Raw genomic sequence first — 24420 nt, 5'->3', positions numbered from 1 at the left:
GGGAACACACGCATGCTGATCGGCATCGATATCGGAACCTCCGCGGTCAAGATCGTCCTGACCGGCATGCAGCTGCATGTCGTCGCCACGGTCGATCGACCGCTCAGCTCGCAGTACCCGCAGCCGCTGTGGTGCGAGCACGACCCCGACCAGTGGTGGGCTGCCGTCTCGGACGGCCTCGACGAACTGGCGCGCGCGCACCCGACCGCGATGGGCGGCGTGCAAGGCATCGGCCTGTCGGGCCAGATGCACTCGCTGGTGCTGCTCGACGAGGCCGACCGCCCCGTGCGCCCCGCGATCTTGTGGAACGACGGCCGCGCCGCCGCCGAGGCCGCCGATCTCATGCAGACCGACCTCGCCCTGCGCCGCGCCGTCGGCGTGCAGCCGATGGCCGGCTTCACCGGCCCCAAGCTGCGCTGGCTGCGCACCCATGAGCCGGAGGCCGTGGCGCGCGCCCGCTCGCTGCTGCTGACCAAGGACTACGTGCGCCTGCAGCTGTCGGGCGAGAAGGTGACCGACGTCACCGACGCGGCCGGCACTTGGCTGTTCGACCAGGCGCAGCGCCGCTGGTCGCCGCAGGCGCTCGCCGCCTGCGGGGTCGATCCCGCCTGGCTGCCGCACGTGGTCGAGTCGTGCGAACCCTGCGCCACCGTGCGCGATGCATTGGCCGCGCGCTGGGGCTTGCCGCGCGGCGTGCCGATTGCCGGCGGCGCGGGCGATGCCGCGGCGGGCGGCGTCGGCATCGGCGTGGTCGGGCCGGGCGACGGCTTCGTGTCGCTCGGCACTTCGGCGCAGATCCTGGTGGCCGACACGGTGCATCGCCCCGACCCCGAGCGGCTGGTGCACGCCTTCTGCCACGCACTGCCGCAGCGCTGGTACCGCATGGCGGCGCTGCTCAACGGCGCGAGCCCGCTCGCCGCGCTGGCGTCGTGCACCGGCGGTGCGTCGGTCGGCGAGTTGCTGGCCGAGGTCGAGGCCGCGTACACCGGGCCATCGCGCCTGCTCGCGCTGCCCTACCTGTTCGGCGAGCGCACGCCGCACAACAACCCGTTCGCGCGCGGCGCGATCGTCGGGCTCTCGGGCGCCACCACGCGCGCCGACCTGATGCAGGCGGTCTGCGAGGGCATCGCCTTCTCGCTCGCCGACGGGCTGGAAGCGCTGAGCGCCCAGACGGCACGGCCCGAGCGCCTGGCGCTGATCGGTGGCGGCGCGCGCTCCGCCTTCCTGGCGCAACTGATCGCCTCGGTGCTCGATGTGCCGCTGGTGCTGTACGAATCCGCCGACCGCGGCCCGGCCTTCGGTGCGGCGCGGCTCGCGCGGCTGGCGGTCACGGGCGAAGACCCGGCGGGTGTCGTCGTCGCGCCCGCCGTGCGCCAGGTGCTCGCGCCCGACGCCGCCTTGCACGCGGCCTACCAGCCCCGGCTCGAGGCCTTCCGCACGCTCTATCGCGCGATGGCGCCGGTCTGGGCGTCGGTGGCCTGAAGAGGCGCTCGCCGGTTCAGTCGGGCGTGAGCCCGGCGGAATCCACCACCTTCTTGTACACGTCGAACTCGGCGGCGATCTGCTGCGTGAACTCCTGCGGCGTGTTGCCGACCACGAAGGAGCCGGTGTCCTGGATGCGTTTGCGCACGGCGGGATCTTCGAGCGACTTGCGCGCCGCCGCGTGCACCTTGTCCACCACGTCCTTGGGCAGGCCCTTGGGGCCCACGATGCCGTAATACGCCATGCGGTTCACCGGCGCGAGCCCGACCTCCTTGAAGGTCGGCACGTCGGGCAGGTCCTTCAGGCGCTCGGACGCCGCCACGACGATCGGGATCAGCCGGCGGTCCTTGATGAAGGGCAGCGCCGACGGCAGGTTGTCGAAGATCATCGCGACCTGGCCCGCGACGGTGTCGTTGAGCGCTGGGCCCGACCCCCGGTAGGGGATGTGCGTGACGGACGCGCCGGCCATGCCCTTGTACAGCTCCATCTGCAGGTGCCCGATGCTGCCCGTGCCTGCGGTGGCGTAGGCGTACTTGCCGGGGTTCTTCTTCAGCACCTCGATGAAGCCCTTGTAGTCCCGGGCCGGAAAGCTGGGGTGGACCGCAATGACGTTGGGTGTCGCCGCCAGGTTGATGATCGGCGTGAAGTCGGTCTTGGGGTTGTACGGCACCTTGGGGTTGATGGCCGGGTTGGCCGCCGTCGTCGACACCGTGCCGATGCCCAGCGCATAGCCGTCGGGCGCTGCGCGCGCAGTTTCGGCGGCCCCGATCGCACCGCCCGCGCCCGACTTGTTCTCGACGATGACGCTCTGCCCCAGGTGCCTGCCCAGGGGCTCGGAAATGACGCGCGCAATGAGGTCCGTCGTGCCGCCCGGCGCGAACGGCACCTGCAGCTTGACGGGCTTGTCGGGGTAGCCCTGCGCATGGGCGGGCACGGTCGCCGCCAGCAGGCAGGCGAGGGCGAACAGGGTCGTGGGTTTTTTCGGCAAGGTGTCTTCCTCCTCTTGGATTGATGGAATGGGTGAGATGAGGGGGCGCAGCTCAGGGCCGCCGCGGCATCAGGCAGCTCGCGTCGAGCTCGCCCGGGTCGTTGACGCCGAGCATCGCCATGTTCCGGTCGACCTCGTCCCGCAGCAGCCGGATCGCGTGCGTGACGCCCGCGTGGCCGCCCACGGCGGCGGCGTACATGAACGGCCGGCCGGCGAACACGGCCTTGGCGCCGAGCGCCAGCGCCTTCAGCACGTCGCTGCCGCGGCGCACGCCGCCGTCGACCATCACGGGCAACTCGCCCGCGGCGTCCAGCACCTGCGGCAGCGCGCGCAGGGCCGGTGCCGCGCCGTCGAGCTGCCGGCCGCCGTGGTTGGAGACGATGAGCCCATCGGCGCCGAGCTGCCGCGCACGCCGCGCATCGGCCGGATGAAGAATGCCCTTCAGGATCAGCGGCCCGCGCCACTGCTGGCGGATGCGGGCGATGTGGTCCCAGTGGATGTGGTCGCGGCCGGTCGTGTCGCGGATCGCGGTGCTCGAGAAAAGAGGCGCGCCCCGCGTGGCGAACGAATTCTCGAAATGCGGCATGCCCTGCGTCACGAAGGTCCGCGCGAGCGTGCCGAGCAGCCAGCGCGGCCGCACGAGGCCGTCCAAGGCCAGCCGCAGGCTGGGTCGCAGCGGCGTCGTGAAGCCGGCACGCACGTTGTTTTCGCGGTTCGCCCAGACGGGAATGTCGACCGTGACGACCAGGTGGCGAAAGCCCGCGCCGGCGATGCGCGCCACCAGGCCGTCGATGCGCGCCGCATCGCCCGGCAGGTAGGCCTGGAACCACGTGCCGGGCGCGGCCTGGGCCACTTCTTCCATCGGAATGAGCGAGGTGCCGCTCATGACCGCGGGAATGCCGGCCGCCTGCGCCGCCTGCGCGAGCACGAGGTCGCCGCGGTAGGCCGACAGCGCGCTGATGCCGACCGGCGCGATCCCGAAGGGCGACGCGTAGCGCTGGCCGAACAGCGTGACCTCCTGCGAGCGCCGGGAGACATCGACCAGTACCCGGGGCAGGAAGTCGTGCGCGTCGAACGCGGCGCGGTTGGCGTCCAGCGAGCGGTTGTCTTCCGCCGCGCCGGCGATGTAGCCGAACAGCGGGCGCGGCAGCCGGCGCTTCGCCGCGTGCTCGAAGTCCTGCAGCGACAGGATGCCGGCCAGGCAGCGCGGCGTCGCAGCAGCCGCCGGGGCTTGCGCCGGCGCGGTGCGCGGGGCATCGAAGGCACGCGAGAAAACAGTCATGTCCGCCATCCAGTCAGTCGTTCGGTCCGCGCGGACTGTAGGGGGGCAGAAGGTTTTAAAAAAGCGAATTTATGGTAATTTGTCATTTCGCTTTTTTCGAAATGACAGAGGGAGACGGCGCATGACGCTGAAGCAACTGGAGGCCTTCTACTGGGCCGCGACCTGCGCCAGTTTTGCGCTCGCGGCGCAGCGGCTGCATCTGTCGACCTCGTCGCTGTCCAAGCGACTGGCCGAGCTCGAGGTCTCGCTCGGCGCGCCGCTGTTCGACCGCGCCGGGCAGCGGGCCACGCTCACGGACGCGGGCGAGCGCTTCCTGCCGCGCGCCGCCGCTTTGCTGCTGGCGGCCGACGAAACGAAGCGGTCGATCGGCGCACCCGCCAGCCTCGGTGGGCGCTGCACCTTCGGCATCGGCGAGCTGAGCGCGCTGACCTGGCTGCCCCAGCTCGTCGCGCACGTGGGGCGGCACCTGCCTGACCTGCGCCTGGAGCCGCACGTCAATTTCGGCTCGGCGCTGGACGAGCGCCTTCGCAACGGCGAACTCGACTGCGCGGTGATCGCCGGGCGCTCACCGCACCACGGACTGATCTCGTCGCACACCGTCGGCCAGGCGCATTTCGTGTGGGTGGCCGCGCCCGCGCTCGTGGGCAAAAGCACGATCCTCGGCGCGTCGCTGCTTGCGCAACACCCCATCGTGACGCAGCCCCCTGGCGCGGGCACCAGCCGCCTGCTCGATGAATGGCTCATGGCCGAGAACCTCGAGGCGCCGCACCGCCTCAGCTGCAACAGCTGGGGCGCCGTCGCGGGCCTGCTGATCGAGGGGATCGGTGTCGGGTTTTTGCCGGAAGGCTGGGCGCGCCTGCTGTCGCGCCGCGGCGACCTGCGCATCCTGAAGACCCGCCAGGCTTTGCCCGCGCTGACCTACACCTTCCAGAAGCGCGCCAACGACGAGCGCCACCTGCTGACGGCCATGCGCGCCGCGGTGCTCGCGTCCATCGATTTCTCGAAGGCGGCGCGGCTGCTCTAGCCGGAGAAGCTCAGAAGGCTTCGCACACGCGAAGCACTTCGGCGCCGTAGGCCTCGAGCTTCTTCGTGCCGATGCCGCTGATGCCCTGCAGGTCTTCGAGCGTCGCGGGGGCGCGCTCGGCAATGGCGGCCAGCGTGGCGTCGTGGAAGATCACGTAGGCCGGCAGGTTGTGCTCCTTCGCCACCTCGGCGCGCCAGGCCTTGAGCGCCTCGAAGCGCTTCTTGCCGGTGTCGTCGAGCGAGGCGGCTGCCGGCGACGGTGCGCCCTTGGCCGCCTTCTCGCGCCGGGGCTTGCGCTCGGCCGGTGACGACACCGACTCGCGCAGCGACACCGTGGCCTCGCCCTTGAGCACCGCGCGCGAGCCTTCGGTGAGCTTCAGCGTGTTGAACGCCTCGGCGTCCACCGCCAGCGCGCCCGTGGCGATCAGCTGGCGCAGCACGCCTCGCAGCGCCACCTCGCTCAACTCCGCGCCGATGCCGAAGGTGCTGATGCGCTCGTGCCCGAACTGCTTGACCTTCTCGGTCGCCTTGCCGCGCAGGATGTCCATGATGTGGCCCGCGCCGAAGCTGATGCCGCTGAGTTGCTGCACGCGGTAGATGGTGCTCAGCAGCTTGCGCGCGGCATCGGTGCCGTCCCACACCTGCGGCGGGTTCAGGCAGTTGTCGCAGTTGCCGCAGGGCGTGCTCTGCTCGCCGAAGTAGCCCAAGAGGCGCACGCGGCGGCAGTCGCTGGCTTCGGCCAGTGACAGCAGCGCGTCGAGCTTGCCGCGCATCACCTGCTTGAACTCTTCGCCGGCCGGGCTCTCGTCGATCATGCGGCGCTGGTTCACCACATCGTTCAGGCCGTAGGCCATCCAGGCGTCGGCGGGGGCGCCGTCGCGGCCCGCGCGGCCGGTTTCCTGGTAGTAGCCCTCGATGTTCTTGGGCATGTCGACGTGGCCGACGAAGCGCACGTCGGGCTTGTCGATGCCCATGCCGAAGGCGATGGTCGCGACCATCACGATGCCTTCTTCGCGCAGGAAGCGGTCCTGGTGCTTCTGGCGCACCGCCGCATCGAGGCCCGCGTGGTACGGCAGGGCGTTGATGCCGGCGCCCTGCAGCGTCGTCGCGAGGTCTTCCACGCGCTTGCGCGACTGGCAATAGACCACGCCCGCATCGCCCTCGTGCTCGCGCTCGATGAAGCGCAGCAGCTGCGTGGTGGCGTCTTTCTTCTCGACGATGGTGTAGCGGATGTTCGGCCGGTCGAAGCTGGAGACGAACTGGCGCGCCTGCTCGAGCTGCAGCCGCTCGACGATGTCGGCGCGCGTGAGGTCGTCGGCCGTGGCCGTGAGCGCGATGCGCGGCACGCCCGGGTAGCGCTCGTGCAGCACGGTGAGCGCGCGGTACTCGGGACGGAAGTCGTGGCCCCACTGGCTCACGCAATGCGCCTCGTCGATGGCGAACAGCGAGAGCTTGCCGCGCTCGTTCAGCGAATCGAGCTGCGACAGAAAGCGCGGCGTGTTCACGCGCTCGGGCGCCGCGTACAGCAGCGTGATCTCGCCGCGCAGCATGCGGCGCTCCACGTCCTGCGTCTGTTCCCAGTCGAGCGTCGAATTCAGGAAGGCCGCGTTCACGCCCGCTTCGTGCAGCGCGCCCACCTGGTCGTGCATCAGCGCGATGAGCGGCGACACCACCACCGACACGCCGCGCCCCGCGCGCTGCCGTGCAATGGCCGGAATCTGATAGCAGAGCGACTTGCCGCCGCCCGTGGGCATCAGCACCAGCGCGTCGCCGCCGCCCACCACGTGCTCCACGATGTCCTGCTGGGCCCCGCGGAACCGGGCATAGCCGAACACGTCGTGAAGGATGTCGGCGGGGGCCGCGCTGCCGGAGCTGCTGCCGTCGCTGGACGCGTCGAAGGGGCGGGGAGCGAGGGAAGACACAGGCGGGGTGCGAAAGGCGGGAGAGAGGGGAGAAAAGGGCCGGAGCCGGGGCGGACGCCGATTGTCCCCCAGCGGCCCCGATCTGACTGTGGCACGGCGTTTGCAATGGTGAACGCCGTCCCGGCACCCCTCTTGTCTAGACAGCAAACTGGTGCGCTTCTCTCGGAAATGCACCGAAACAGGACTTTCGGGTTATCCTGTATAGACAAGTTGGGGCGCCTGGCAACAATCCGAGGCGTGCTGTCCATATCCCCTGGGCATGTATCGCCGAGTCATCTCTCTCAAAAAATGGAACCAGGAGTCCCCATGGTCAAGGTAGTTGTGAAAGTCGCTTCGCTGCTGGCAGCAGGTGCATGTGCAGCGGGCATGGCCGGAACGGCCGCCGCCCAGGACACGAAGATTTCGCTCGGCATGTCCGGCTGGACCGGCTTTGCGCCGCTCTCGCTGGCCGACAAGGCCGGCATCTTCAAGAAGAACGGCCTGGACGTCGAACTCAAGATGATCCCGCAGAAGGACCGCCACCTGGCGCTGGCCGCCGGCGCGATCCAGTGCGCGGCCACCACCGTGGAGACGCACGTGGCTTGGAACGCCAACGGCGTGCCGATCGTGCAGATCTTCCAGATGGACAAGTCCTACGGCGCCGACGGCCTGGCCGTGCGCAACGACGTGAAGAGCTTTGCCGACCTCAAGGGCAAGAGCATCGGCGTGAGCGCCCCGGGCACCGCGCCGTACTTCGGCCTGGCCTGGATGCTCAGCAAGAACGGCATGACGCTGAAGGACGTCAAGGTGGTTTCGCTCGAGCCGCAGCCCGCCGCGCAGGCCTTCGTGGCCGGCCAGAACGACGCCGCCATGACCTACGAGCCCTACCTCTCGACCGTGCGCGCCAACCCGGCCGCCGGCAAGATTTTGGCCACCACGCTCGACTACCCGATGGTGATGGACACCGTCGGCTGCGCGCCCACCTGGCTCAAGGCCAACCCCAAGGCCGCCGCCGCGCTCACCAAGTCGTACTTCGACGCGCTCGACATGATCAAGGCCGACCCGGCCAAGTCGAACGAGCTCATGGGCTCGGCCGTCAAGCAAAGCGGCGAGCAGTTCGCCAAGTCGTCGGCCTACCTGCGCTGGCAGGACAAGGCCGCCAACCAGAAGTTCTTTGCGGGCGAGCTCACCAGCTTCATGAAGGAAGCCGCAGCCATCCTGCTGGAGGCCGGCGTGATCCGCAAGGCGCCGGAAGACTACGCCGCCACCTTCGACGCCAGCTATGTCAAGTAAGGCCTTGCCGCAGATGCAACCGATGACCGCCGCGCCGGCGCGCGCCGAGGCGCCGCCGCCCGCAGCCCCCGTGCGGCGTCGCGTGTTCGCGCCGCTCGAACCCATCAGCGCGTCCGCGCGCACGATGCTGGGGCTCGGCTTCTTCGTGCTCTTCGTGGTGGTGTGGGGCATCGCCACGCTGGGCGGCTTCGTGTCGCCCACCTTCCTGGCGAGCCCGATCACGATGGTCAAGGAGGGCTGGCTGCTCTTCACCGAGTACGGCTTCATCGGCGACATCGGCATGACCGTGTGGCGCGTGTTCGGCGGCTTCCTGCTGGCGGCCGTGCTCGCGGTGCCGCTGGGCGTGGCCATGGGCACCTGGAAGACGGTCGAGGCTTTCTTCGAGCCCTTCGTCTCGTTCTGCCGCTACCTGCCGGCCTCGGCGTTCATTCCGCTGCTCATCCTGTGGGCGGGCCTGGGCGAAATGCAGAAGCTGCTGGTGATCTTCATCGGCTCGTTCTTCCAGATCGTGCTGATGGTGGCCGTTACCGTGGGCGGCGCGCGGCGCGACCTCGTCGAGGCCGCCTACACGCTGGGCGCCAACAGCCGCGGCATCGTGGCGCGCGTGCTCATTCCGGGCGCCGCACCGGGCATCGCCGAAACGCTGCGCCTCGTGCTGGGCTGGGCCTGGACGTATGTGATCGTGGCCGAACTCATCGGCTCCTCGTCGGGCATCGGCCACATGATCACCGACAGCCAGGCGCTGCTGAACACCGGGCAGATCATCTTCGGGATCATCGTGATCGGCGTCATCGGCCTGCTGTCCGACTTCGCTTTCAAGGCGATGAATCGCCGTCTGTTTGCATGGGCTGCACTGTGATGATGACGAGCAACAACCAACTCTCCATTCAAGGCGTTTCGCGCGTCTTCACCGGCACCAAGGGCCAGCGCACGCAGGCGCTGCAGCCGATCGACTTCGAGGTGAAGGAGAACGACTTCGTCACCATCCTCGGCCCCTCGGGCTGCGGCAAGTCGACGCTGCTGCGCATCGTGGCGGGGCTCGACTTCCCGACCACCGGCCAGGTGATGCTCGACGGCGAGCGCATCGAAGGCCCGGGCGCCGACCGCGGCGTGGTGTTCCAGAGCTACACGCTGTTCCCCTGGCTCACCGTGGCGCAGAACATCCGCTTCGGTCTGCGCGAGCGCGGCATGAGCGAAGCCGACCAGAAGGAACGCAGCGAGTTCTTCATCGCCAAGGTCGGCCTGCGCGGCTTCGAGCACCACTTTCCCAAGCAGCTCTCGGGCGGCATGCAGCAGCGCACGGCCATTGCGCGCGCGCTGGCCAACGACCCCAAGATGCTGCTGCTCGACGAGCCCTTCGGCGCGCTCGACAACCAGACCCGCGTGCTCATGCAGGAGCTGCTGCTCGGCATCTGGGAGTCGGCGCAGAAGACGGTGCTGTTCGTCACGCACGACATCGACGAGGCGATCTTCATGGCCAACCGCGTGGCGGTGTTCAGCGCGCGGCCGGGCCGCATCAAGACCGAGATCGCGGTCGACTTTCCGCACCCGCGCAGCTACACCATCAAGACCTCGCCGGAGTTCATGGACATCAAGGCGCGTCTGACCGAAGAAATCCGCGCCGAGTCGATGGCCGCTGCGGAGCATTGAGATGAATCACCAGGCGTCGTGGGCTCCTCGTCTTCTTTCTCCCTCCCCTCTGGGGAGGGCAGGGTGGGGCACGACGGCCTCAAGGATGCGCTGCGCCGGTTTGGTACGCCGCGGCTGCCCCATCCCAACCTTCCCCCAGAGGGGGAAGGAGCAAGACCCGAACGGGCCCGCACGATGAAACGTGACCTGCCGTCCCTCGCGCTCTATGCGCAAGTCAAGGATCACATCTCCCGCAAGATCCAGGACGGCACGTGGCCGCCCGGCCACCGCCTGCCTTCCGAGAACGAGCTGGTCGCGCAGTTCGGCATGGCGCGCATGACCGTGAACCGCGCCCTGCGCGAGCTCATGGAGCAGGGCCGCATCGTGCGCGTGGCCGGTGTCGGCAGCTTCGTGGCCGAGAACAAGCCGCAATCGACGCTGCTGCAGATCGCCAACATCGCCAGCGAAATCCGCCAGCGCGGCCACGACTATCGCTGCGAGATGCTCGCGGTCGAGCGCCTCGCGGCCTCGCCCGACGTGGCCGCCTGGCTCGACCTGCGCGCGGGCGACTCGGTGTTCCACAGCGCCTGCCTGCACCTGGACAACGACACGCCCGTGCAGCTCGAAGAGCGCTACGTCAACCCGCAGGTCGTGCCCGACTTTCTCGAACAGGACTTCACGGTCGTGCCGCCCAGCGAATACCTCGTGCGCCACGTGCCCTTCGACCAGATCGAACACGTCGTCGATGCCGTGCTGCCCAGTGCCGAACAGGCCGAGCGGCTCGCGATGGCGCCCACCGACCCGTGCCTGCTGCTGACGCGCCGCACCTGGATCCGCAACACGCCCGTGACCTGGGTGCGCTGCCTGCATCCCGCGTCGCGCTACAGCCTGGGCAGCCGTTTCAAAGCCGACGGCAACCCCACGTTCGGCTAACCCTTTTTTTCGACCCTCAGAGGCCTACGTTTTCTCTCGCAACCACTTGTATAGACAGGTTCACATGCCAAGCAATCACACCGCCACCTCCAACGCCACCCTGACCCTCACGCCCGGCAAGGTCGACCTTGCGATGCTGCGACGCATCCAGGCCGGCGGCGTGCGCCTTGCGCTCGACCCGTCGGTGCTCGATGGCATGCAGAAGGCCGAGGCCGCGGTGCGCCACATCGTCGAGAACGACGAGGTGGTCTACGGCATCAACACCGGTTTCGGCAAGCTCGCGAGCACGCGCATCGGCAACGACCACCTGGCCGAGCTGCAGCGCAACCTCGTGCTGTCGCACAGCGTGGGCACCGGCGAACCACTGGCCGCGCCGGTGGTGCGCATGATCCTCGCGACCAAGGCCGTGAGCCTGGCGCGCGGCCACTCGGGCGTGCGGCCCGCGCTGGTCGATGCGCTGCTGGCGCTGTTCAACGCGAGCGTCACGCCCAGCATTCCGTGCAAGGGCTCGGTCGGCGCCTCGGGCGACCTCGCGCCGCTGGCCCACATGGCCTGCGTGCTCATCGGCGAAGGCGAAGCCACGCTGGCCGACGGCCGGAAGGTGAGCGGCGCCGAGGCGATGCGCAGCATCGGCCTCGAACCCTTCGTGCTCGGCCCCAAGGAAGGCCTGGCGCTGCTCAACGGCACGCAGGTGTCGACCGCGCTGGCGCTGGCCGGCCTGTTCGGCGCCGAAGACGTGTTTGCCGCCGCGCTGATGTCGGGCGCGCTGTCGCTCGAAGCGATCCAGGGTTCGATCAAGCCCTTCGACGCGCGCATCCACGCCGCACGCGGCCAGCCCGGCCAGATCGCCGTCGCCGGCGCCGTGCGCACGCTGCTCGACGGCAGCGAGATCGTGCCGTCGCACGCCGACTGCGGCCGCGTGCAAGACCCGTACTCGGTGCGCTGCATTCCCCAAGTGATGGGCGCCTGCCTCGACAACCTGGCCCACGCCTCGCGCGTGCTGGTCATCGAAGCCAACGCCGCATCGGACAACCCGCTGGTGTTCTGCGACACGGGCGAGGTGATCTCGGGCGGCAACTTCCACGCCGAGCCGGTCGCCTTCGCGGCCGACATCATTGCGTTGGCCGTGAGCGAAGTCGGCGCCATTGCCGAGCGCCGCCTCGCGCTGTTGCTCGACAGCGGCCTCTCGGGCCTGCCGCCCTTCCTCGTGCGCGACGGCGGCCTGAACTCCGGCTTCATGATCGCGCAGGTCACGGCCGCCGCGCTCGCGTCGGAAAACAAGTCGCACGCGCACCCCGCCAGCGTCGACAGCCTGCCGACCTCGGCCAACCAGGAAGACCATGTGTCGATGGCCACCTTCGCGGCGCGCCGCCTCGGCGACATGGTCAACAACACGGCAGTCGTCGTCGGCATCGAAGCGATGGCTGCCGCGCAAGGCATCGAACTGAAACGCGGGCTCAAGAGCTCGCCGCTGGTCGAAGCCGAGTTCGCCCGCATCCGCCAGAAGGTCGCCTTCCTCGAGCGCGACCGCTACCTCGCACCCGACATCGAAGCCATGCGCCTGTGGGCGCTCGCGGCCGACCTGCCGGCCGCGCTGCTCGACATCCTGCCCAGCCACGCCAAGTAATCCGAACCGTCCGTCTGCCCACCCGACAAGGAGAACCACGCCATGAACGCACCCGACAAATTCGCCCTGAACACCAACGCCGCCGCCGACCCGCGCCATGACCCGACCCGCGTGATCCGCGCCCCGCGCGGCACCGAACTGAACTGCAAGAGCTGGCTCACCGAAGCGCCGTTCCGCATGCTGCAGAACAACCTCGACGCCGAGGTGGCCGAGCGGCCGCAGGATCTCGTGGTGTACGGCGGCATCGGCCGCGCCGCGCGCGACTGGGCCTGCTACGACCAGATCCTCGCGTCGCTGAAGGAACTCGAAGACGACGAGACCTTGCTCATCCAATCGGGCAAGCCCGTAGGCGTGTTCAAGACGCACGAGAACGCGCCGCGCGTGCTGCTCGCCAATTCGAACCTCGTGCCGAAGTGGGCCAACTGGGAACACTTCAACGAACTCGACCGCCAGGGCCTCTTCATGTACGGCCAGATGACGGCGGGCAGCTGGATCTACATCGGCAGCCAGGGCATCGTGCAAGGCACCTTCGAGACCTTCGTCGAAGCCGGCCGCCAGCACTACAACAACAGCCTCGCGGGCAAGTGGATCCTGACGGCGGGCCTCGGCGGCATGGGCGGCGCACAGCCGCTCGCCGCCACGCTGGCCGGCGCCGTGTCGCTCAACATCGAGTGCCAGCAGTCGAGCATCGACTTCCGCCTGCGCACGCGCTACGTCGACAAGCAGGCGCGCGACATCGACCATGCCTTCGAGCTGATCAAGCAGCACTGCGATGCCAAGGAAGCGGTGTCGATCGCGCTGCTGGGCAACGCCGCCGACATCCTTCCGGAACTCGTGAAGCGCGCCAACGCCGGCGGCCTCAAGCCCGACCTCGTGACCGACCAGACCTCCGCGCACGACCTGATCAACGGCTACCTGCCCTCGGGCTGGACCGTGCCGCAGTGGCAGGCCGCGATGAAGGATGTGTCGCAACACGACGCGCTCAAGAAGGCCGCCGCGAAGTCGTGCGCCGTGCACGTGCAGGCCATGCTCGACTTCCAGGCCATGGGCATTCCCACGGTCGACTACGGCAACAACATCCGCCAAGTCGCGTTTGACGAAGGCGTGAAGAACGCGTTCGACTTCCCCGGCTTCGTGCCGGCCTACATCCGTCCCCTGTTCTGCGAAGGCAAGGGCCCGTTCCGCTGGGTGGCGCTTTCGGGCGATCCGGAAGACATCTACAAGACCGACGCCAAGATCAAGGAGCTGTTCCCCGAGAACACCCACACGCACCGCTGGCTCGACATGGCGCGCGAGCGCATCGCCTTCCAGGGCCTGCCCGCACGCATCTGCTGGCTCGGCCTGGGCGAGCGCCACATCGCCGGCCTGGCCTTCAACGAGATGGTGAAGAACGGCGAGCTGAAGGCACCCATCGTCATCGGCCGCGACCACCTCGACACCGGCTCGGTCGCCAGCCCGAACCGCGAGACCGAAGCCATGAAGGACGGCACCGACGCCGTCTCCGACTGGCCGCTGCTCAACGCACTGCTCAACACCGCGGGCGGCGCGACCTGGGTCAGCCTGCACCACGGCGGTGGCGTCGGCATGGGCTACTCGCAGCACTCGGGCGTGGTGATCGTGTGCGACGGCACCGACGCTGCCGCCCAGCGCATCGGGCGCGTGCTCTTCAACGATCCGGCGACTGGCGTCATGCGCCATGCCGACGCGGGCTACGACATCGCGGTCGCCACGGCGAAGAAGCAAGGGCTCAAGCTGCCAATGATCAAGTGACTCGCGTGATGCAGCAGGTGCAGTAAAAAAGCGGGTCACCCGACACCCCGAAAAAAAGGAGACCCGACGATGACCCTCGATGCTTCCGACCTGCAGCGCCGCGTGCGCGAACGCGTGGACGACGCGCTGGTGGCGCAGTTCCAGCGCGACGGCGCGGTCTGCATCCGCCAGCTGCTCACGGCCGACGAACTCGCGCTGCTGCGTGACGGCATCGAAGCGAACCTGGCGGCGCCCAGCCCGCGCGCCAAGGTCGCGAGCCGGCCCGACGACCCGGGCCGCTTCTTCGAGGACTTCTGCAACTGGCAGGAGATCGACGCCTTCGGCCGCTTCATCAGGGAGGCGCCGCTGGCGCCCCTCGCGCAGCGGCTCATGGGCTCGGACACCGTGCGCCTGTACCACGACCACCTGCTCGTGAAGGAGCCCGGCACGCGCCAGCGCACGCCGTGGCACCAGGACCAGCCCTACTACAACATCGACGGCGCGCAGAACGTCAGCATGTGGATTCCGGTCGATCCGGTGTCGCGTGCCGCCACGCTCGAGTTCGTGGCCGGCTCCCACAAGGGGCCGTGGCTCATGCCGCGCACCTTCATGGACAACCACGCCAAGTGGTTCCCCGAAGGCAGCCTGGAAGACCTGCCCGACATCGAGGGTGCGCGCGAGCGCTTTCCCATCGTCGGCTGGGACATCGAGCCCGGCGACTTCGTCTGCTTCCACATGCTCACGCTGCATGCGGCGGCCGGCGTCGAGGGGCCGAACCGGCGCCGTGTGTTCTCGGTGCGATTCCTCGGCGACGACATCCGCCACGCGCCGCGCAGCTGGAAGACCTCGCCCGATTTCCCGGGCCTGGCCGAGCGCCTCCCGGCGGGCGCGCCGATGGACGATCCGCTCTTCCCGTTGCTCGCTGTCTGATGCCCCGGGTAAGACGAAGGTAGAAAGAAAAAACGCGCTCATTCCCATCGCGTGGGAATTCGGGCTTGGACGTGAGAACGGCGAGCAAGATACTGCACGCCGCATCCACTTTCGACCGCCCAGCGATTGCCCCCGATGACGACCCCCCTTGACGCTCCTGCCCACAACGACCGCGCGCTGTTCGTGCTGTCGGTGCTGGCGCAAAGCAAGGCGGCGATGACGGCGGCCGAGCTCGTGCAGGCCACGGGCCTGTCGCAGAGCACGCTGTACCGGCAGGTCGCCACCTTGCGCCGCTGGGGCTTCGTGATGGAGTCCGAAGGCCGCTACTCGCCGGGGCCCGTCAGCGTGCAGCTGGCCAGCGGCTTCGACGGCAACTCCGACCTCGTAATGGCCGCGCGCGCCGACATGCGCGTGCTGGCGCAGCAGAGCCACGAGAGCGTGGCGCTCGTCACCCTCGTGAACGACCGCGTCGTGTGCCTGGAGATGATCGACAGCGAACAGTCGCTGCGCTGCTCCTTCGACCGCGGCCGCAGCGTGCCCGCGCGCGACGGCGCCAGCGCCAAGTGCCTGCTGGCGCATGCGCCCGACGATGCGCGCGACCTGCTGCTCGACGGTCTCGACGAAGCCCCCGAACGCCGCGCCGAGCGCGCCGCCGAACTCGACACCATCCGCGCCGCCGGCCATGCCGTCACGCACGGCGAGGTCGATGCCGGCGTCTGGGGCGCGAGCGCACCGGTGCTGGCCGCGGGCCGTCGGCTGCGCGGCGCGATCACGCTGATGGCGCCGCTCACGCGCGTCGAAGGCATGGAAGCTGCATTGGTCCACATGACCGTCGTCACGGCGGCCCGCATCTCGCGCGCACTGCAGTAGCCGCACCGTTTTTTCTTTTCTCCCTTCTCCCTCACCTCCACGAAAGCCCTCTCATGAACACCCGTCGCACCCTCGTCGCCGCCGCCCTGTCCGGCCTCGCCTTCTTCGGTTTCGCTGGCGCTGCACACGCCCAGGGCGAGCCGCTGCGCGTGGCCACCGACGCCACCTTCCCGCCGATGGAGTTCGTGGAAAACGGCAAGCGCACCGGCTTCGACGTCGAGCTGGTCGAGGCCATCGGCAAGACGCTGGGCCGCAAGATCGAGTGGATCGACATCGACTTCAAGGGCCTCGTGCCGGGCCTCATCTCGAAGCGCTTCGACATGGCCGTGTCGGGCATCTACATCACCGACGAGCGCAAGAAGGTCGTCGACTTCACCGTGCCGTACTACGCCGGCGGCCTCGTGGTCATGGTGAAGGACAACAACACGACCATCAAGAAGCCGGCCGACATCAACGGCAAGAAGGTCAGCGTGCAGGTGGGCACCAAGTCCGTGTCGTACACGAAGGAAAAATTCCCGCAGGTGCAGCTGCTGGAAGTCGAGAAGAACCAGGAGATGTTCAACCTCGTGGACATCGGCCGCGCCGACGCCGCCGTCACCGGCAAGCCCGCCGCCTTCCAGTACGTGCGCACGCGCGGCGGCCTGAAGGTGCTCGACGAGCAGATCACCACCGAGGAATACGGCATGGCCATCCGCAAGGACACGCCCGAGCTCACCAAGGCCGTGAACGGCGCGATCGAGAAGCTCAAGGCCGACGGCACCTACGCGGCCATCGTCAAAAAGTGGTTCAGCGCCAACGCCAAGTAAGCGGACCATGGATCTCGATTTCTCGCCCGTCTGGCAGGGCTGGCCCGACCTGCTGCGCGGCGCGCTGGTCACGGTGGAAATCACCGCCTGCGCGCTGGCGCTCGGTTGCGTGCTGGGCCTGCTGGTCGGCATCGGCCGGCTGAACCCGAAGCGGCGCTGGATCTACGGCGTGTGCACCGCCTACGTGGCGGCCATTCGCGGCACGCCGCTGCTGGTGCAGCTGTTCATCCTGTTCTTCGGCCTGCCGCACTTCGGCATCCTGCTGCCGGCCTTCTTGTGCGGTGTGCTGGGGCTCGGCGTGTACTCGGGCGCCTACGTGTCGGAGATCGTGCGCGGCGCGATCCAGTCGATCGACAAGGGCCAGACCCTGGCCGCGCAATCGCTGGGCATGACGCCCGGCGTGGCGATGCGCCAGATCGTGTTGCCGCAGGCCGTGGTGCGCATGATTCCGCCGCTGGGCAACGAGTTCATCGCGCTCATCAAGAACTCGGCGCTGGTCTCGCTGCTGACCATCCATGACGTGATGCACGAAGGCCAGAAGATCATCAGCGTGTCGTACCGCTCGCTGGAGGTGTACCTGGCGATTGCGGTCGTGTACTTCGTGCTCACGGGCACGATGACCTTGATCCTGCGGCACTTCGAGCAGAAGCTGCGCCAGGGCGGGTTGATGCGATGAGTGGCTTCGCTGTTTTCTCCCTCCCTCTGGGGAGGGCAGGGGTGGGGCACGACGGCCTTGATCCAAGCGCGGCGCTCGTTGGGCGCTGCCCCCATCCCAACCTTCCCCCAGAGGGGGAAGGAGCAATGACCGGCGTGCAACGCTTTTCCCGTGCCACCCTGCGCGCCACGCCCTGGAAAAACGGCGGCGGCACCACGCAGGAAATCGCCAGCTGGCCGCCAGGTGCGGGGCTCGACAGCTTCGGCTGGCGCGTGAGCATCGCGACCATCGCGTCGCCCGGCCCGTTCTCGGTGTTCCCCGGTGTCGACCGCCAGATCATGCTGCTCGAAGGCGACGGCGTGCGCCTCTTCACGCACGACGGCCGCGTGTCGCACCGGCTCGACGTGCCGCACCGGCCCTTCGCCTTTTCCGGTGACGACCCGATCGACTGCACGCTGCTCGGCGGCGCCTCGAACGACTTCAACGTGATGACGCGCGGCGGCCAGTGGCGCGCCGACGTGCAGGTGCTGGACCATGCCGTCGACATCGCGCCCGCGGCGCACGGCGTGCTGCTGGCGTTGCGTGGCGATTGGCGCTTGAATGACGACGAAGCCCTGGCTGAAGGCGAAGGCCTGTGCTGGACCGATCACGCGCAAGCGTGGCAAGCCGCACCGGGCAGTGAAGACGCGCGGCTCGTGGCCGTGCGCTTCGTGCCCGGCTGACCGGCGAAAGGACACAAAGAGATGACGATGAAACCCCCCAGCGAATTCCCCTCGGCCGACGGCCTCTGGACCGGCCTGCGCCTCGCACCCGGTGCGGCGCCTGGCCTGAGCTTGGCGCCCGATGCCGAAGCCGCCCTCGTGGTCGCGCAGGGCACGATCCGCTGGGTCGGTGCGCGCGCCGATCTGCCCGCCGAGTTCGCGGGGCTCGCGCCGCACGACGGCGGCGGCGCGCTCGTCACGCCTGGCCTTGTCGATTGCCACACGCACCTGGTCTACGGCGGCCAGCGTGCCAACGAGTTCGCGATGCGGCTCGCGGGCGCCACGTACGAAGAAGTGGCGAAGGCCGGCGGCGGCATCGTCTCATCGGTGCGCGCCACGCGCGAGGCCGACGAGGACACGCTGTTCGCACAGGCCGCATCGCGCCTCGAACAGCTGCTGGCCGACGGCGTCTGCGCCATCGAGATCAAGTCGGGCTACGGCCTCGCGCTCGAACACGAGCGCAAGCAGCTGCGCGTGGCGCGGCGCCTGGGCGAGGCCTACGGTGTCACCGTGCGCACCACCTTTCTCGGCGCGCACGCGCTGCCGCCGGAATACGCGGGCCGCAGCGGCGACTACATCGACCTCGTCTGCAAAGAGATGCTGCCCGCGCTCGCGGCCGAAGGGCTGGTCGATGCGGTCGATGTGTTCTGCGAACGCATCGCCTTCTCGCTCGCGGAAACCGAGCAGGTTTTCAAAGCCGCCCAGGCGCTGGGACTGCCAGTCAAGCTGCATGCCGAGCAACTCTCGGACATGGGCGGCGCCGCGCTCGCCGCGCGCTACGGCGCGCTGTCGTGCGACCACATCGAGCACCTGTCGGCCGACGGCATCGCGGCCATGCGCCAGTCGGGCACCGTGGCCGTGCTGCTGCCCGGCGCCTACTACACGCTGCGCGACACGCACCTGCCGCCCATCGACGCGCTGCGCGCCGCGGGCGTGCCGATGGCCGTGTCGACCGACCACAACCCCGGCACCTCGCCGACGCTGAGCCTGCTGCTGATGGTCAACATGGCCTGCACGCTGTTCCGCCTCACCGTGCCCGAGGCGCTGGCCGGCGTCACCGTGCACGCCGCGCGCGCGCTGGGCCTGCAGGCCACGCACGGCGCCATCGCGCCCGGCTTGCCCGCCAACTTCGTGCTGTGGAACGTGCGCGAAGCGGCCGAGCTGGCCTACTGGTTCGGTCAACGTCCACTGCGCACCGCGGTGCGCCAGGGCCGTATTTGTATTTCTTTCCCCTCTCCCTCTGGGAGAGGGCAGGGTGAGGGCCAGCGGCCATGAATACGACGACAGTGATATCGAAGGCCGACAGCCCTCACCCCAACCCTCTCCCAGAGGGAGAGGGCGCAAGACAAACACTTTTCGCAGCCGATGCGCTGCTGCCCGCGGGGTGGACGAAGAACGTCCTGCTGTCGTGGAATGACGCCGGCCAGCTCACGCAGGTCCAGTCCGCCACGCAACCACCCGCTGGTGTGCAAGTGGCGACCGGCCCGGTGATCCCCGGCATGCCCAACCTGCATTCGCATGCCTTCCAGCGCGCCTTCGCGGGCCTCACCGAGCACCGCGCCGAGCAGCAGGACAGTTTCTGGAGCTGGCGCACGCTGATGTACCGCTTTGCCGCGCGCCTCGGCCCGCAGCACATGGAAGCCATCGCGACCTGGCTCTACGCCGAGATGCTTGAGGCGGGCTACACCAGCGTGTGTGAGTTCCAGTACGTGCACCACGACACCGATGGCCGCCCCTACGCCGACGACGCGGCGCTGAGCCGCGCGCTGCTGCGCGCCGCGCACAACACCGGCATCGGCTTCACGCTGCTGCCGGTGCTCTACCAGACCAGCGGCTTCGGCGACCAGCCGCCCACCGACGGGCAGCGCCGCTTCATCCGCTCGACCGAGTCGATGCTGCGCCTGCTCGACACGCTCAAGCCCGACTGCGACGCGCAGGGCGCGCGCCTGGGCCTGGCGCCGCATTCGCTGCGCGCCGTGCCGCCCGAAGCGCTGCGCGAGGCACTCGCCGGCCTCGACGCCATCGACCGCACCGCGCCGGTCCATATCCACATCGCCGAGCAGACGAAGGAAGTGGACGACTGCGTGGAGTGGAGCGGCCTGCGCCCGGTCGAATGGCTGCTCGACCACGCGAGCGTCGATGCGCGCTGGTGCCTCGTGCACGCCACGCACATGAACGACGCCGAGTACGAATACGCCGCACGCAGCGGCGCGGTCGCGGGCCTGTGCCCGACGACCGAAGCCAACCTCGGCGACGGCATCTTCGACTTCGCGCGCTGGCGCAGCCACGGCGGCGCCTGGGGCGTGGGCTCCGACAGCCACGCCAGCGTCAACGCGGCCGAAGAACTGCTGATGCTCGAATACAGCCAGCGTTTCGCCAGGCGCCAGCGCAACGTCGGCGCCAGCGCAGCGCAGCCGCACGTGGCCACCGCGCTCACGCTCGAAGCCGTGCAGGGCGGGGCGCAGGCGGCGGGCCGCACGGTCGGCGGGCTGGCCGCGGGGCAGCAGGCCGACTTCGTCGTGCTCGATGCCAACCACCTCGCGCTGCGGGGCCTGTCGGCCCCCGACATGCTCTCGGCCCATGTGTTTGCAAGCCACCGCACCTCGGCCGTCGACGCGGTCTGGGTGGCGGGCCGCGCGCGCGTCACGGCCGGCCGCCACGCGCTGCACGACAGCGCGGCTTCCGCCTTCGTGGCGGCACGCACCCACCTTCTGCAAGACTGAGAATTCACCCATGGCTCTCTTCACCACCACCGAACCGGCGTTCCGCTTTCGCCAGGGCACGCGCCCGCTGCTGATCTCGATGCCGCACGTCGGCACGCATGTGCCGCCCGCGCTGGCCGCGCGCTTCACCGACGAGGCACGCCACGTGCCCGACACCGACTGGCACCTCGAACAGCTCTACGACTTTGCCGATGCACTCGGCGCCTCGGTGCTCGTGGCCACGCACTCGCGCTACGTGGTCGACCTGAACCGTCCGCCGGACGGCGCCAGCCTGTACCCGGGCCAGAGCGTCACCGGCCTGTGCCCGGTCGACACCTTCGACGACACGCCGGTCTACGCGAACACCGGCGAGCACCCGTCCGACGCCGAGATCGCCGAACGCCGCGACGCCGTCTGGCGCCCCTATCACCAGCAACTGCAGGCCGAGCTCGACCGCCTCACGGCCGCGCACGGCACCGTCGCGCTGTGGGATGCGCACTCGATCCGCTCCGTGCTGCCGCGCTTCTTCGAAGGCAAGCTGCCCGACCTGAACCTGGGCACCGCCGACGGCAAGAGCTGCGACCCCGCGCTGGCCGCCACGCTGCGCGGCATCGCCGAATCGGCGCCGGGCTACACCGGCGTGCTCAACGGCCGCTTCAAGGGCGGCCACATCACGCGCCAGTACGGCAACCCGGCCGGCGGCGTGCACGCGGTGCAGCTGGAGATGACGCAGTCGAGCTACATGCAGGAAGCGCTGCCCTTCGACTACCTGCCCGACGTGGCGGCGGGCGTGAAGCCGCATGTGCGCCGGATGCTGGAAGCGGTGCTGGCCTTCGTCGAGGGTCAGCGAAAGGGCTGACGGGCATCAGGGCCGGGCCCCGGTTTCTACAATCGGGGTCTATGAAGCCCGTCATCTACACCCGCGGCCAGGCCCTGCCTGGCATCCTCGCCCAACGCATCGCCATCCTCGACGGCGCGATGGGCACGATGATCCAGCGCTTCAAGCTCACCGAAGAACAGTACCGCGGCGAGCGCTTCAAGGACTTCGAGCGCGACGTGAAGGGCAACAACGAGCTGCTGTCGCTCACGCGGCCCGACGTCATCACCGACATCCACGAGGCCTACCTCGCGGCCGGCGCCGACCTCATCGAGACCAACACCTTCGGCGCCACCACCATCGCGCAGGAGGACTACAAGATGGCCCACCTGGCGCGCGAGATGAACCTCGAGTCGGCCAAGCTGGCGCGCGCGGCCTGCGACAAGTACAGCACGCCGGACAAGCCGCGCTTCGTGGCCGGCGCCCTCGGCCCGACGCCCAAGACGGCGAGCATCAGCCCCGACGTGAACGACCCGGGCGCACGCAATGTCGATTTCGAATCGCTGCGCGCGGCGTACTACGAGCAGACCGAAGCGCTCGTCGAAGGCGGCGCCGACGTGATCCTGGTCGAGACGATCTTCGACACGCTCAACGCCAAGGCCGCGCTGTTCGCGGTGGACGAGTACTTCGACAACAGCGGGCACCGCCTGCCGCTGATCATCAGCGGCACGGTGACCGACGCCTCGGGCCGCATCCTCAGCGGCCAGACCGTCACCGCCTTCTGGCACAGCGTGCGCCATGCGCAGCCGCTGGCCATCGGCCTGAACTGCGCGCTGGGCGCGACGCTGATGCGCCCCTACATCCAGGAGCTGGCGCGCGTGGCGGGCGACACCTACATCAGCTGCTACCCGAATGCCGGCCTGCCCAACCCGATGAGCGACACCGGCTTCGACGAGACGCCCGACGTCACCTCGCGCCTGCTGCACGAGTTCGCGGCCGAGGGGCTGGTGAACATCGTGGGCGGCTGCTGCGGCACGACGCCGGACCACATCGCGGCGATCGGCGCGGCGGTGGCACCGGCCAAGGGCCGCCTGCTGAACACCAACGGTTTCTACAAAGAAGCTGCCTGAAGCCAGGCGCCGCGCGCGCCTTCGGCTGATTGACGGCTCCGCGCCCCGCGCCTACGCTGGCGCGCACAGGAGCCACCCAATGAACGTCACATCCTTCTTGCGTCGCGCCGCCTTGGGCGCGCTCGTTTTGCTGCTGCCGCTCGCGGCGGCGGCGCAGCAGGCCTTCACGCGCGGCGCGGTCAACATGCGCGCCGGGCCCTCGGGCGACTACCCGCTGGTGGCACGGCTCGGGCCGGGCCAGCCGGTCGACGTGGTCGGCTGCACCAGCGGCTACGGCTGGTGCGACGTGGTGCTGCCCGACGGCGGGCGCGGCTGGGTCTGGTCGAGGAACCTCGACTACGCCTACCAGCAGCAGCGCGTGCCGCTGGCCACCTACGGCGCGGTCATCGGCGTGCCCATCGTGACTTTCGTGATCGGCAGCTACTGGGCCGACTACTACCGCGACCGCCCCTGGTACGGCGACCGGCGCTGGTGGGGCCAGCGGCCACCGCCGCCACCGATTGCAGGCTGGCGCCCGCCGCCGCCCGTGCGCCCGGCCTGGCAGCCGCGGCCCTGGCCGCCGGGGCAGGGCGTGCGTCCGCCGCACGGGCCTGGGGTCCGTCCGCCGCACGGACCCGGTGTGCGTCCACCCGGTGGACCGGGTTACCGCCCGTCCGTCGACCCTGGCTTCCGCCCGCCGCGTCCGCAGCCGGGCTTCCGGCCCGGACCACCGCCGGGCGTGTCGCATCCGCATCCGGGCGGGGCCGGCCCGGTGGGGGCGGCGGTGGTGGCGGAGGAGGGCGTCCACACGGAGGTGGTGGCAAGGGTGGCGGGGGCGGTGGGCACGGCCACGGCAAGAACTGACCTGCCTTACACGGCCGGCGTCGCGATGCCGGCCGCCGCCTGCCGGTCGCGCGCGATCAGCGCCACGAAGCGCTGCGCGCCCAGGCCCAGCGGCCGTTCGCGCGACCACACCACGTCCACCCACAGGTCGAGCCCGTTGCTAAGGTTTTCGAACGGAATCTCGACCAGCGCGCCGGCCGCCACATGCGGCCGCGCGAAGTTGCGCGGCAGCCAGCCCCAGCCCAGTCCGGCGGTGATCAGGCTCAGCGCCGCCAGCGCGTTGTCGGTGCGCCAGACGTGCCGCGCGAACACGAAGCGCGGGTCGCTGGTGCCCAGGTCGCGCCCGGCAACCACGATCTGCCGCGTGTTGGTGAGGTGTTCCTCGCGCAGGCGCTCGCCGGCCGCGGCGCGCAGCACCGGGTGGTCGGGCGCCATCACGGCCACCATGGTGTCGCTGCCGACCTCCTGGAAGCCCTCGCGGCCGTCGAGGCTGGGCCGCTCGAACACCAGCGCAAGCTGCGCCCGGCCGCTGTGCAGCAGCGCCAGCGCATCGGCCTGCGGCGCGGCCAGCACCTCGACCTGCAGCAGCGGGTAGTCGTCGGCCAGCGCCGCCAGCGGTCCGCTCCACGGCGCGGCCAGCAGCTCGGGCGCAATGGCCAGCGTGAGCCGGTCTTCCAGCCCCTGCGTGAGCGCCAGCGCCTGCACCTGCAACTGCCGCAACTGGGCCGCGAGCAGCCGGGCCTGGGGCTCGAGCGAGCGCGCGGCCGACGTGGGCTGCGGCTCGCGGCCGCTGCGGTCAAACAGCGGCAGCGCCAGCTCGGCCTCGAGGTTGGCGATGGCCATGCTCACGGCCGACGGCACCTTGCGCAGCGCCCGCGCGGCGGCCGAAAACGAGCCGTGGTCGATCACAGCCAGGAAGACCTCGACGTTGTCGCTGGAGAAAGCCATGGCGCCCCGATCTGTCTGATCTATCAATAAAACTGAAACAAGTTAACTTTTTATATCAGCAAATCACAAATA

The 24420-nt window shown here is 69.4% G+C and carries 21 protein-coding genes and 1 pseudogene; 18 read left to right on the top strand and 4 right to left on the bottom strand.

What is annotated here, in order from left to right:
• Positions 1–12: 12 nt before the first annotated feature.
• A complete protein-coding gene (gene xylB / locus GFK26_RS06155) occupies positions 13–1482 on the top strand; it encodes a xylulokinase (protein WP_153281226.1) in 1470 nt (489 codons plus the stop codon).
• Between the two features lie 16 nt (positions 1483–1498).
• Here the strand turns inward: xylB and GFK26_RS06150 are convergent, their stop codons facing one another.
• Positions 1499–2470, bottom strand: coding sequence for a tripartite tricarboxylate transporter substrate binding protein BugE (locus tag GFK26_RS06150; protein ID WP_153281225.1), 972 nt, complete (start codon positions 2468–2470; stop codon positions 1499–1501).
• 52 nt (positions 2471–2522) lie between these two features.
• Entirely contained in the window at positions 2523–3752 is a 1230-nt protein-coding gene (locus GFK26_RS06145; protein WP_153281224.1) for an alpha-hydroxy acid oxidase, read from the bottom strand.
• A 121-nt stretch (positions 3753–3873) separates the two neighbouring features.
• On the opposite strand from GFK26_RS06145, the gene GFK26_RS06140 reads away from it, so the two are divergent.
• Positions 3874–4776: a LysR family transcriptional regulator gene (locus GFK26_RS06140; protein WP_153281223.1), complete on the top strand. Its 903-nt coding sequence runs from the start codon at positions 3874–3876 to the stop codon at positions 4774–4776.
• A 10-nt stretch (positions 4777–4786) separates the two neighbouring features.
• Here the strand turns inward: GFK26_RS06140 and recQ are convergent, their stop codons facing one another.
• The gene (recQ, locus tag GFK26_RS06135; protein ID WP_194274036.1) at positions 4787–6697 is read right to left on the bottom strand and encodes a DNA helicase RecQ; all 1911 of its coding nucleotides are present in this window, start codon (positions 6695–6697) and stop codon (positions 4787–4789) included.
• Positions 6698–7003: 306 nt separating this feature from the next.
• On the opposite strand from recQ, the gene GFK26_RS06130 reads away from it, so the two are divergent.
• The 16 genes and pseudogenes from GFK26_RS06130 to GFK26_RS34545 all read left to right on the top strand — a co-directional run.
• The gene (locus tag GFK26_RS06130) at positions 7004–7969 is read left to right on the top strand and encodes an ABC transporter substrate-binding protein (RefSeq protein ID WP_153281222.1); all 966 of its coding nucleotides are present in this window, start codon (positions 7004–7006) and stop codon (positions 7967–7969) included.
• A gap of 13 nt (positions 7970–7982) precedes the next feature.
• On the top strand, positions 7983–8828 hold the full coding sequence (locus GFK26_RS06125) for an ABC transporter permease (protein ID WP_194274035.1): 846 nt from the start codon (positions 7983–7985) through the stop codon (positions 8826–8828).
• Between the two features lie 2 nt (positions 8829–8830).
• Positions 8831–9619, top strand: coding sequence for an ABC transporter ATP-binding protein (locus tag GFK26_RS06120; RefSeq protein ID WP_099797335.1), 789 nt, complete (start codon positions 8831–8833; stop codon positions 9617–9619).
• Positions 9620–9793: 174 nt separating this feature from the next.
• Positions 9794–10531 carry a histidine utilization repressor gene (hutC, locus tag GFK26_RS06115; RefSeq protein WP_153281221.1) on the top strand — a complete coding sequence of 246 codons (738 nt, stop codon included), beginning with the start codon at positions 9794–9796 and terminating at the stop codon, positions 10529–10531.
• A gap of 64 nt (positions 10532–10595) precedes the next feature.
• Positions 10596–12158, top strand: a complete 1563-nt coding sequence (hutH, locus tag GFK26_RS06110) for a histidine ammonia-lyase (protein WP_153281220.1) — start codon at positions 10596–10598, stop codon at positions 12156–12158.
• Positions 12159–12200: 42 nt separating this feature from the next.
• Complete coding sequence (hutU, locus tag GFK26_RS06105; protein ID WP_153281219.1) at positions 12201–13928, top strand: urocanate hydratase; 1728 nt, start codon at positions 12201–12203, stop codon at positions 13926–13928.
• Positions 13929–13997: 69 nt separating this feature from the next.
• The gene (locus GFK26_RS06100) at positions 13998–14837 is read left to right on the top strand and encodes a phytanoyl-CoA dioxygenase family protein (protein WP_153281218.1); all 840 of its coding nucleotides are present in this window, start codon (positions 13998–14000) and stop codon (positions 14835–14837) included.
• A gap of 135 nt (positions 14838–14972) precedes the next feature.
• On the top strand, positions 14973–15707 hold the full coding sequence (locus GFK26_RS06095; protein ID WP_101493551.1) for an IclR family transcriptional regulator: 735 nt from the start codon (positions 14973–14975) through the stop codon (positions 15705–15707).
• 53 nt (positions 15708–15760) lie between these two features.
• Positions 15761–16513, top strand: a complete 753-nt coding sequence (locus GFK26_RS06090; RefSeq protein WP_153281217.1) for a transporter substrate-binding domain-containing protein — start codon at positions 15761–15763, stop codon at positions 16511–16513.
• Positions 16514–16520: 7 nt separating this feature from the next.
• Positions 16521–17189, top strand: a complete 669-nt coding sequence (locus GFK26_RS06085) for an amino acid ABC transporter permease (protein ID WP_153281216.1) — start codon at positions 16521–16523, stop codon at positions 17187–17189.
• Positions 17190–17314: 125 nt separating this feature from the next.
• Positions 17315–17890, top strand: coding sequence for a HutD family protein (locus tag GFK26_RS06080; protein WP_153281215.1), 576 nt, complete (start codon positions 17315–17317; stop codon positions 17888–17890).
• A 27-nt stretch (positions 17891–17917) separates the two neighbouring features.
• A complete protein-coding gene (gene hutI, locus GFK26_RS06075; protein ID WP_153285870.1) occupies positions 17918–19204 on the top strand; it encodes an imidazolonepropionase in 1287 nt (428 codons plus the stop codon).
• Positions 19201–20652: a formimidoylglutamate deiminase gene (locus GFK26_RS06070; RefSeq protein ID WP_153281214.1), complete on the top strand. Its 1452-nt coding sequence runs from the start codon at positions 19201–19203 to the stop codon at positions 20650–20652. Before hutI ends, GFK26_RS06070 begins: the two co-directional genes overlap by 4 nt.
• A 10-nt stretch (positions 20653–20662) precedes the next feature.
• Positions 20663–21490 carry an N-formylglutamate deformylase gene (hutG, locus tag GFK26_RS06065; RefSeq protein ID WP_153281213.1) on the top strand — a complete coding sequence of 276 codons (828 nt, stop codon included), beginning with the start codon at positions 20663–20665 and terminating at the stop codon, positions 21488–21490.
• Positions 21491–21531: 41 nt separating this feature from the next.
• Entirely contained in the window at positions 21532–22578 is a 1047-nt protein-coding gene (locus GFK26_RS06060; RefSeq protein WP_153281212.1) for a homocysteine S-methyltransferase family protein, read from the top strand.
• A gap of 79 nt (positions 22579–22657) precedes the next feature.
• Positions 22658–22852 (top strand): annotated as a pseudogene (locus tag GFK26_RS34545) (SH3 domain-containing protein); the annotation flags it as partial.
• Between the two features lie 575 nt (positions 22853–23427).
• Here GFK26_RS34545 and GFK26_RS06050 read toward each other — a convergent pair.
• Positions 23428–24348 (bottom strand): LysR family transcriptional regulator, encoded by a 921-nt coding sequence (locus tag GFK26_RS06050; protein ID WP_153281211.1) that lies wholly within the window; start codon positions 24346–24348, stop codon positions 23428–23430.
• Positions 24349–24420 lie beyond the last annotated feature (72 nt).

It is taken from the genome of Variovorax paradoxus (assembly GCF_009498455.1).
Lineage (GTDB): Bacteria > Pseudomonadota > Gammaproteobacteria > Burkholderiales > Burkholderiaceae_C > Variovorax > Variovorax paradoxus_H.
This window is presented reverse-complemented; position numbering and strand designations above follow the sequence as displayed.

What these genes read in the sequence shown, in the direction of transcription:
- GFK26_RS06080 (WP_153281215.1), top strand. Translation starts at nt 17,315, where the DNA reads ATGACCGGCGTGCAACGCTTTTCCCGTGCCACCCTGCGCGCCACGCCC.
- GFK26_RS06070 (WP_153281214.1), top strand. Translation starts at nt 19,201, where the DNA reads ATGAATACGACGACAGTGATATCGAAGGCCGACAGCCCTCACCCCAAC.
- GFK26_RS06050 (WP_153281211.1), bottom strand. Translation starts at nt 24,348, where the DNA reads ATGGCTTTCTCCAGCGACAACGTCGAGGTCTTCCTGGCTGTGATCGAC.
- GFK26_RS06100 (WP_153281218.1), top strand. Translation starts at nt 13,998, where the DNA reads ATGACCCTCGATGCTTCCGACCTGCAGCGCCGCGTGCGCGAACGCGTG.
- hutC (WP_153281221.1), top strand. Translation starts at nt 9,794, where the DNA reads ATGAAACGTGACCTGCCGTCCCTCGCGCTCTATGCGCAAGTCAAGGAT.
- hutH (WP_153281220.1), top strand. Translation starts at nt 10,596, where the DNA reads ATGCCAAGCAATCACACCGCCACCTCCAACGCCACCCTGACCCTCACG.
- GFK26_RS06145 (WP_153281224.1), bottom strand. Translation starts at nt 3,752, where the DNA reads ATGACTGTTTTCTCGCGTGCCTTCGATGCCCCGCGCACCGCGCCGGCG.
- GFK26_RS06085 (WP_153281216.1), top strand. Translation starts at nt 16,521, where the DNA reads ATGGATCTCGATTTCTCGCCCGTCTGGCAGGGCTGGCCCGACCTGCTG.
- GFK26_RS06120 (WP_099797335.1), top strand. Translation starts at nt 8,831, where the DNA reads ATGACGAGCAACAACCAACTCTCCATTCAAGGCGTTTCGCGCGTCTTC.
- GFK26_RS06140 (WP_153281223.1), top strand. Translation starts at nt 3,874, where the DNA reads ATGACGCTGAAGCAACTGGAGGCCTTCTACTGGGCCGCGACCTGCGCC.
- xylB (WP_153281226.1), top strand. Translation starts at nt 13, where the DNA reads ATGCTGATCGGCATCGATATCGGAACCTCCGCGGTCAAGATCGTCCTG.
- hutU (WP_153281219.1), top strand. Translation starts at nt 12,201, where the DNA reads ATGAACGCACCCGACAAATTCGCCCTGAACACCAACGCCGCCGCCGAC.
- hutG (WP_153281213.1), top strand. Translation starts at nt 20,663, where the DNA reads ATGGCTCTCTTCACCACCACCGAACCGGCGTTCCGCTTTCGCCAGGGC.
- hutI (WP_153285870.1), top strand. Translation starts at nt 17,918, where the DNA reads ATGAAACCCCCCAGCGAATTCCCCTCGGCCGACGGCCTCTGGACCGGC.
- GFK26_RS06130 (WP_153281222.1), top strand. Translation starts at nt 7,004, where the DNA reads ATGGTCAAGGTAGTTGTGAAAGTCGCTTCGCTGCTGGCAGCAGGTGCA.
- GFK26_RS06125 (WP_194274035.1), top strand. Translation starts at nt 7,983, where the DNA reads ATGCAACCGATGACCGCCGCGCCGGCGCGCGCCGAGGCGCCGCCGCCC.
- GFK26_RS06090 (WP_153281217.1), top strand. Translation starts at nt 15,761, where the DNA reads ATGAACACCCGTCGCACCCTCGTCGCCGCCGCCCTGTCCGGCCTCGCC.
- GFK26_RS06095 (WP_101493551.1), top strand. Translation starts at nt 14,973, where the DNA reads ATGACGACCCCCCTTGACGCTCCTGCCCACAACGACCGCGCGCTGTTC.
- GFK26_RS06060 (WP_153281212.1), top strand. Translation starts at nt 21,532, where the DNA reads ATGAAGCCCGTCATCTACACCCGCGGCCAGGCCCTGCCTGGCATCCTC.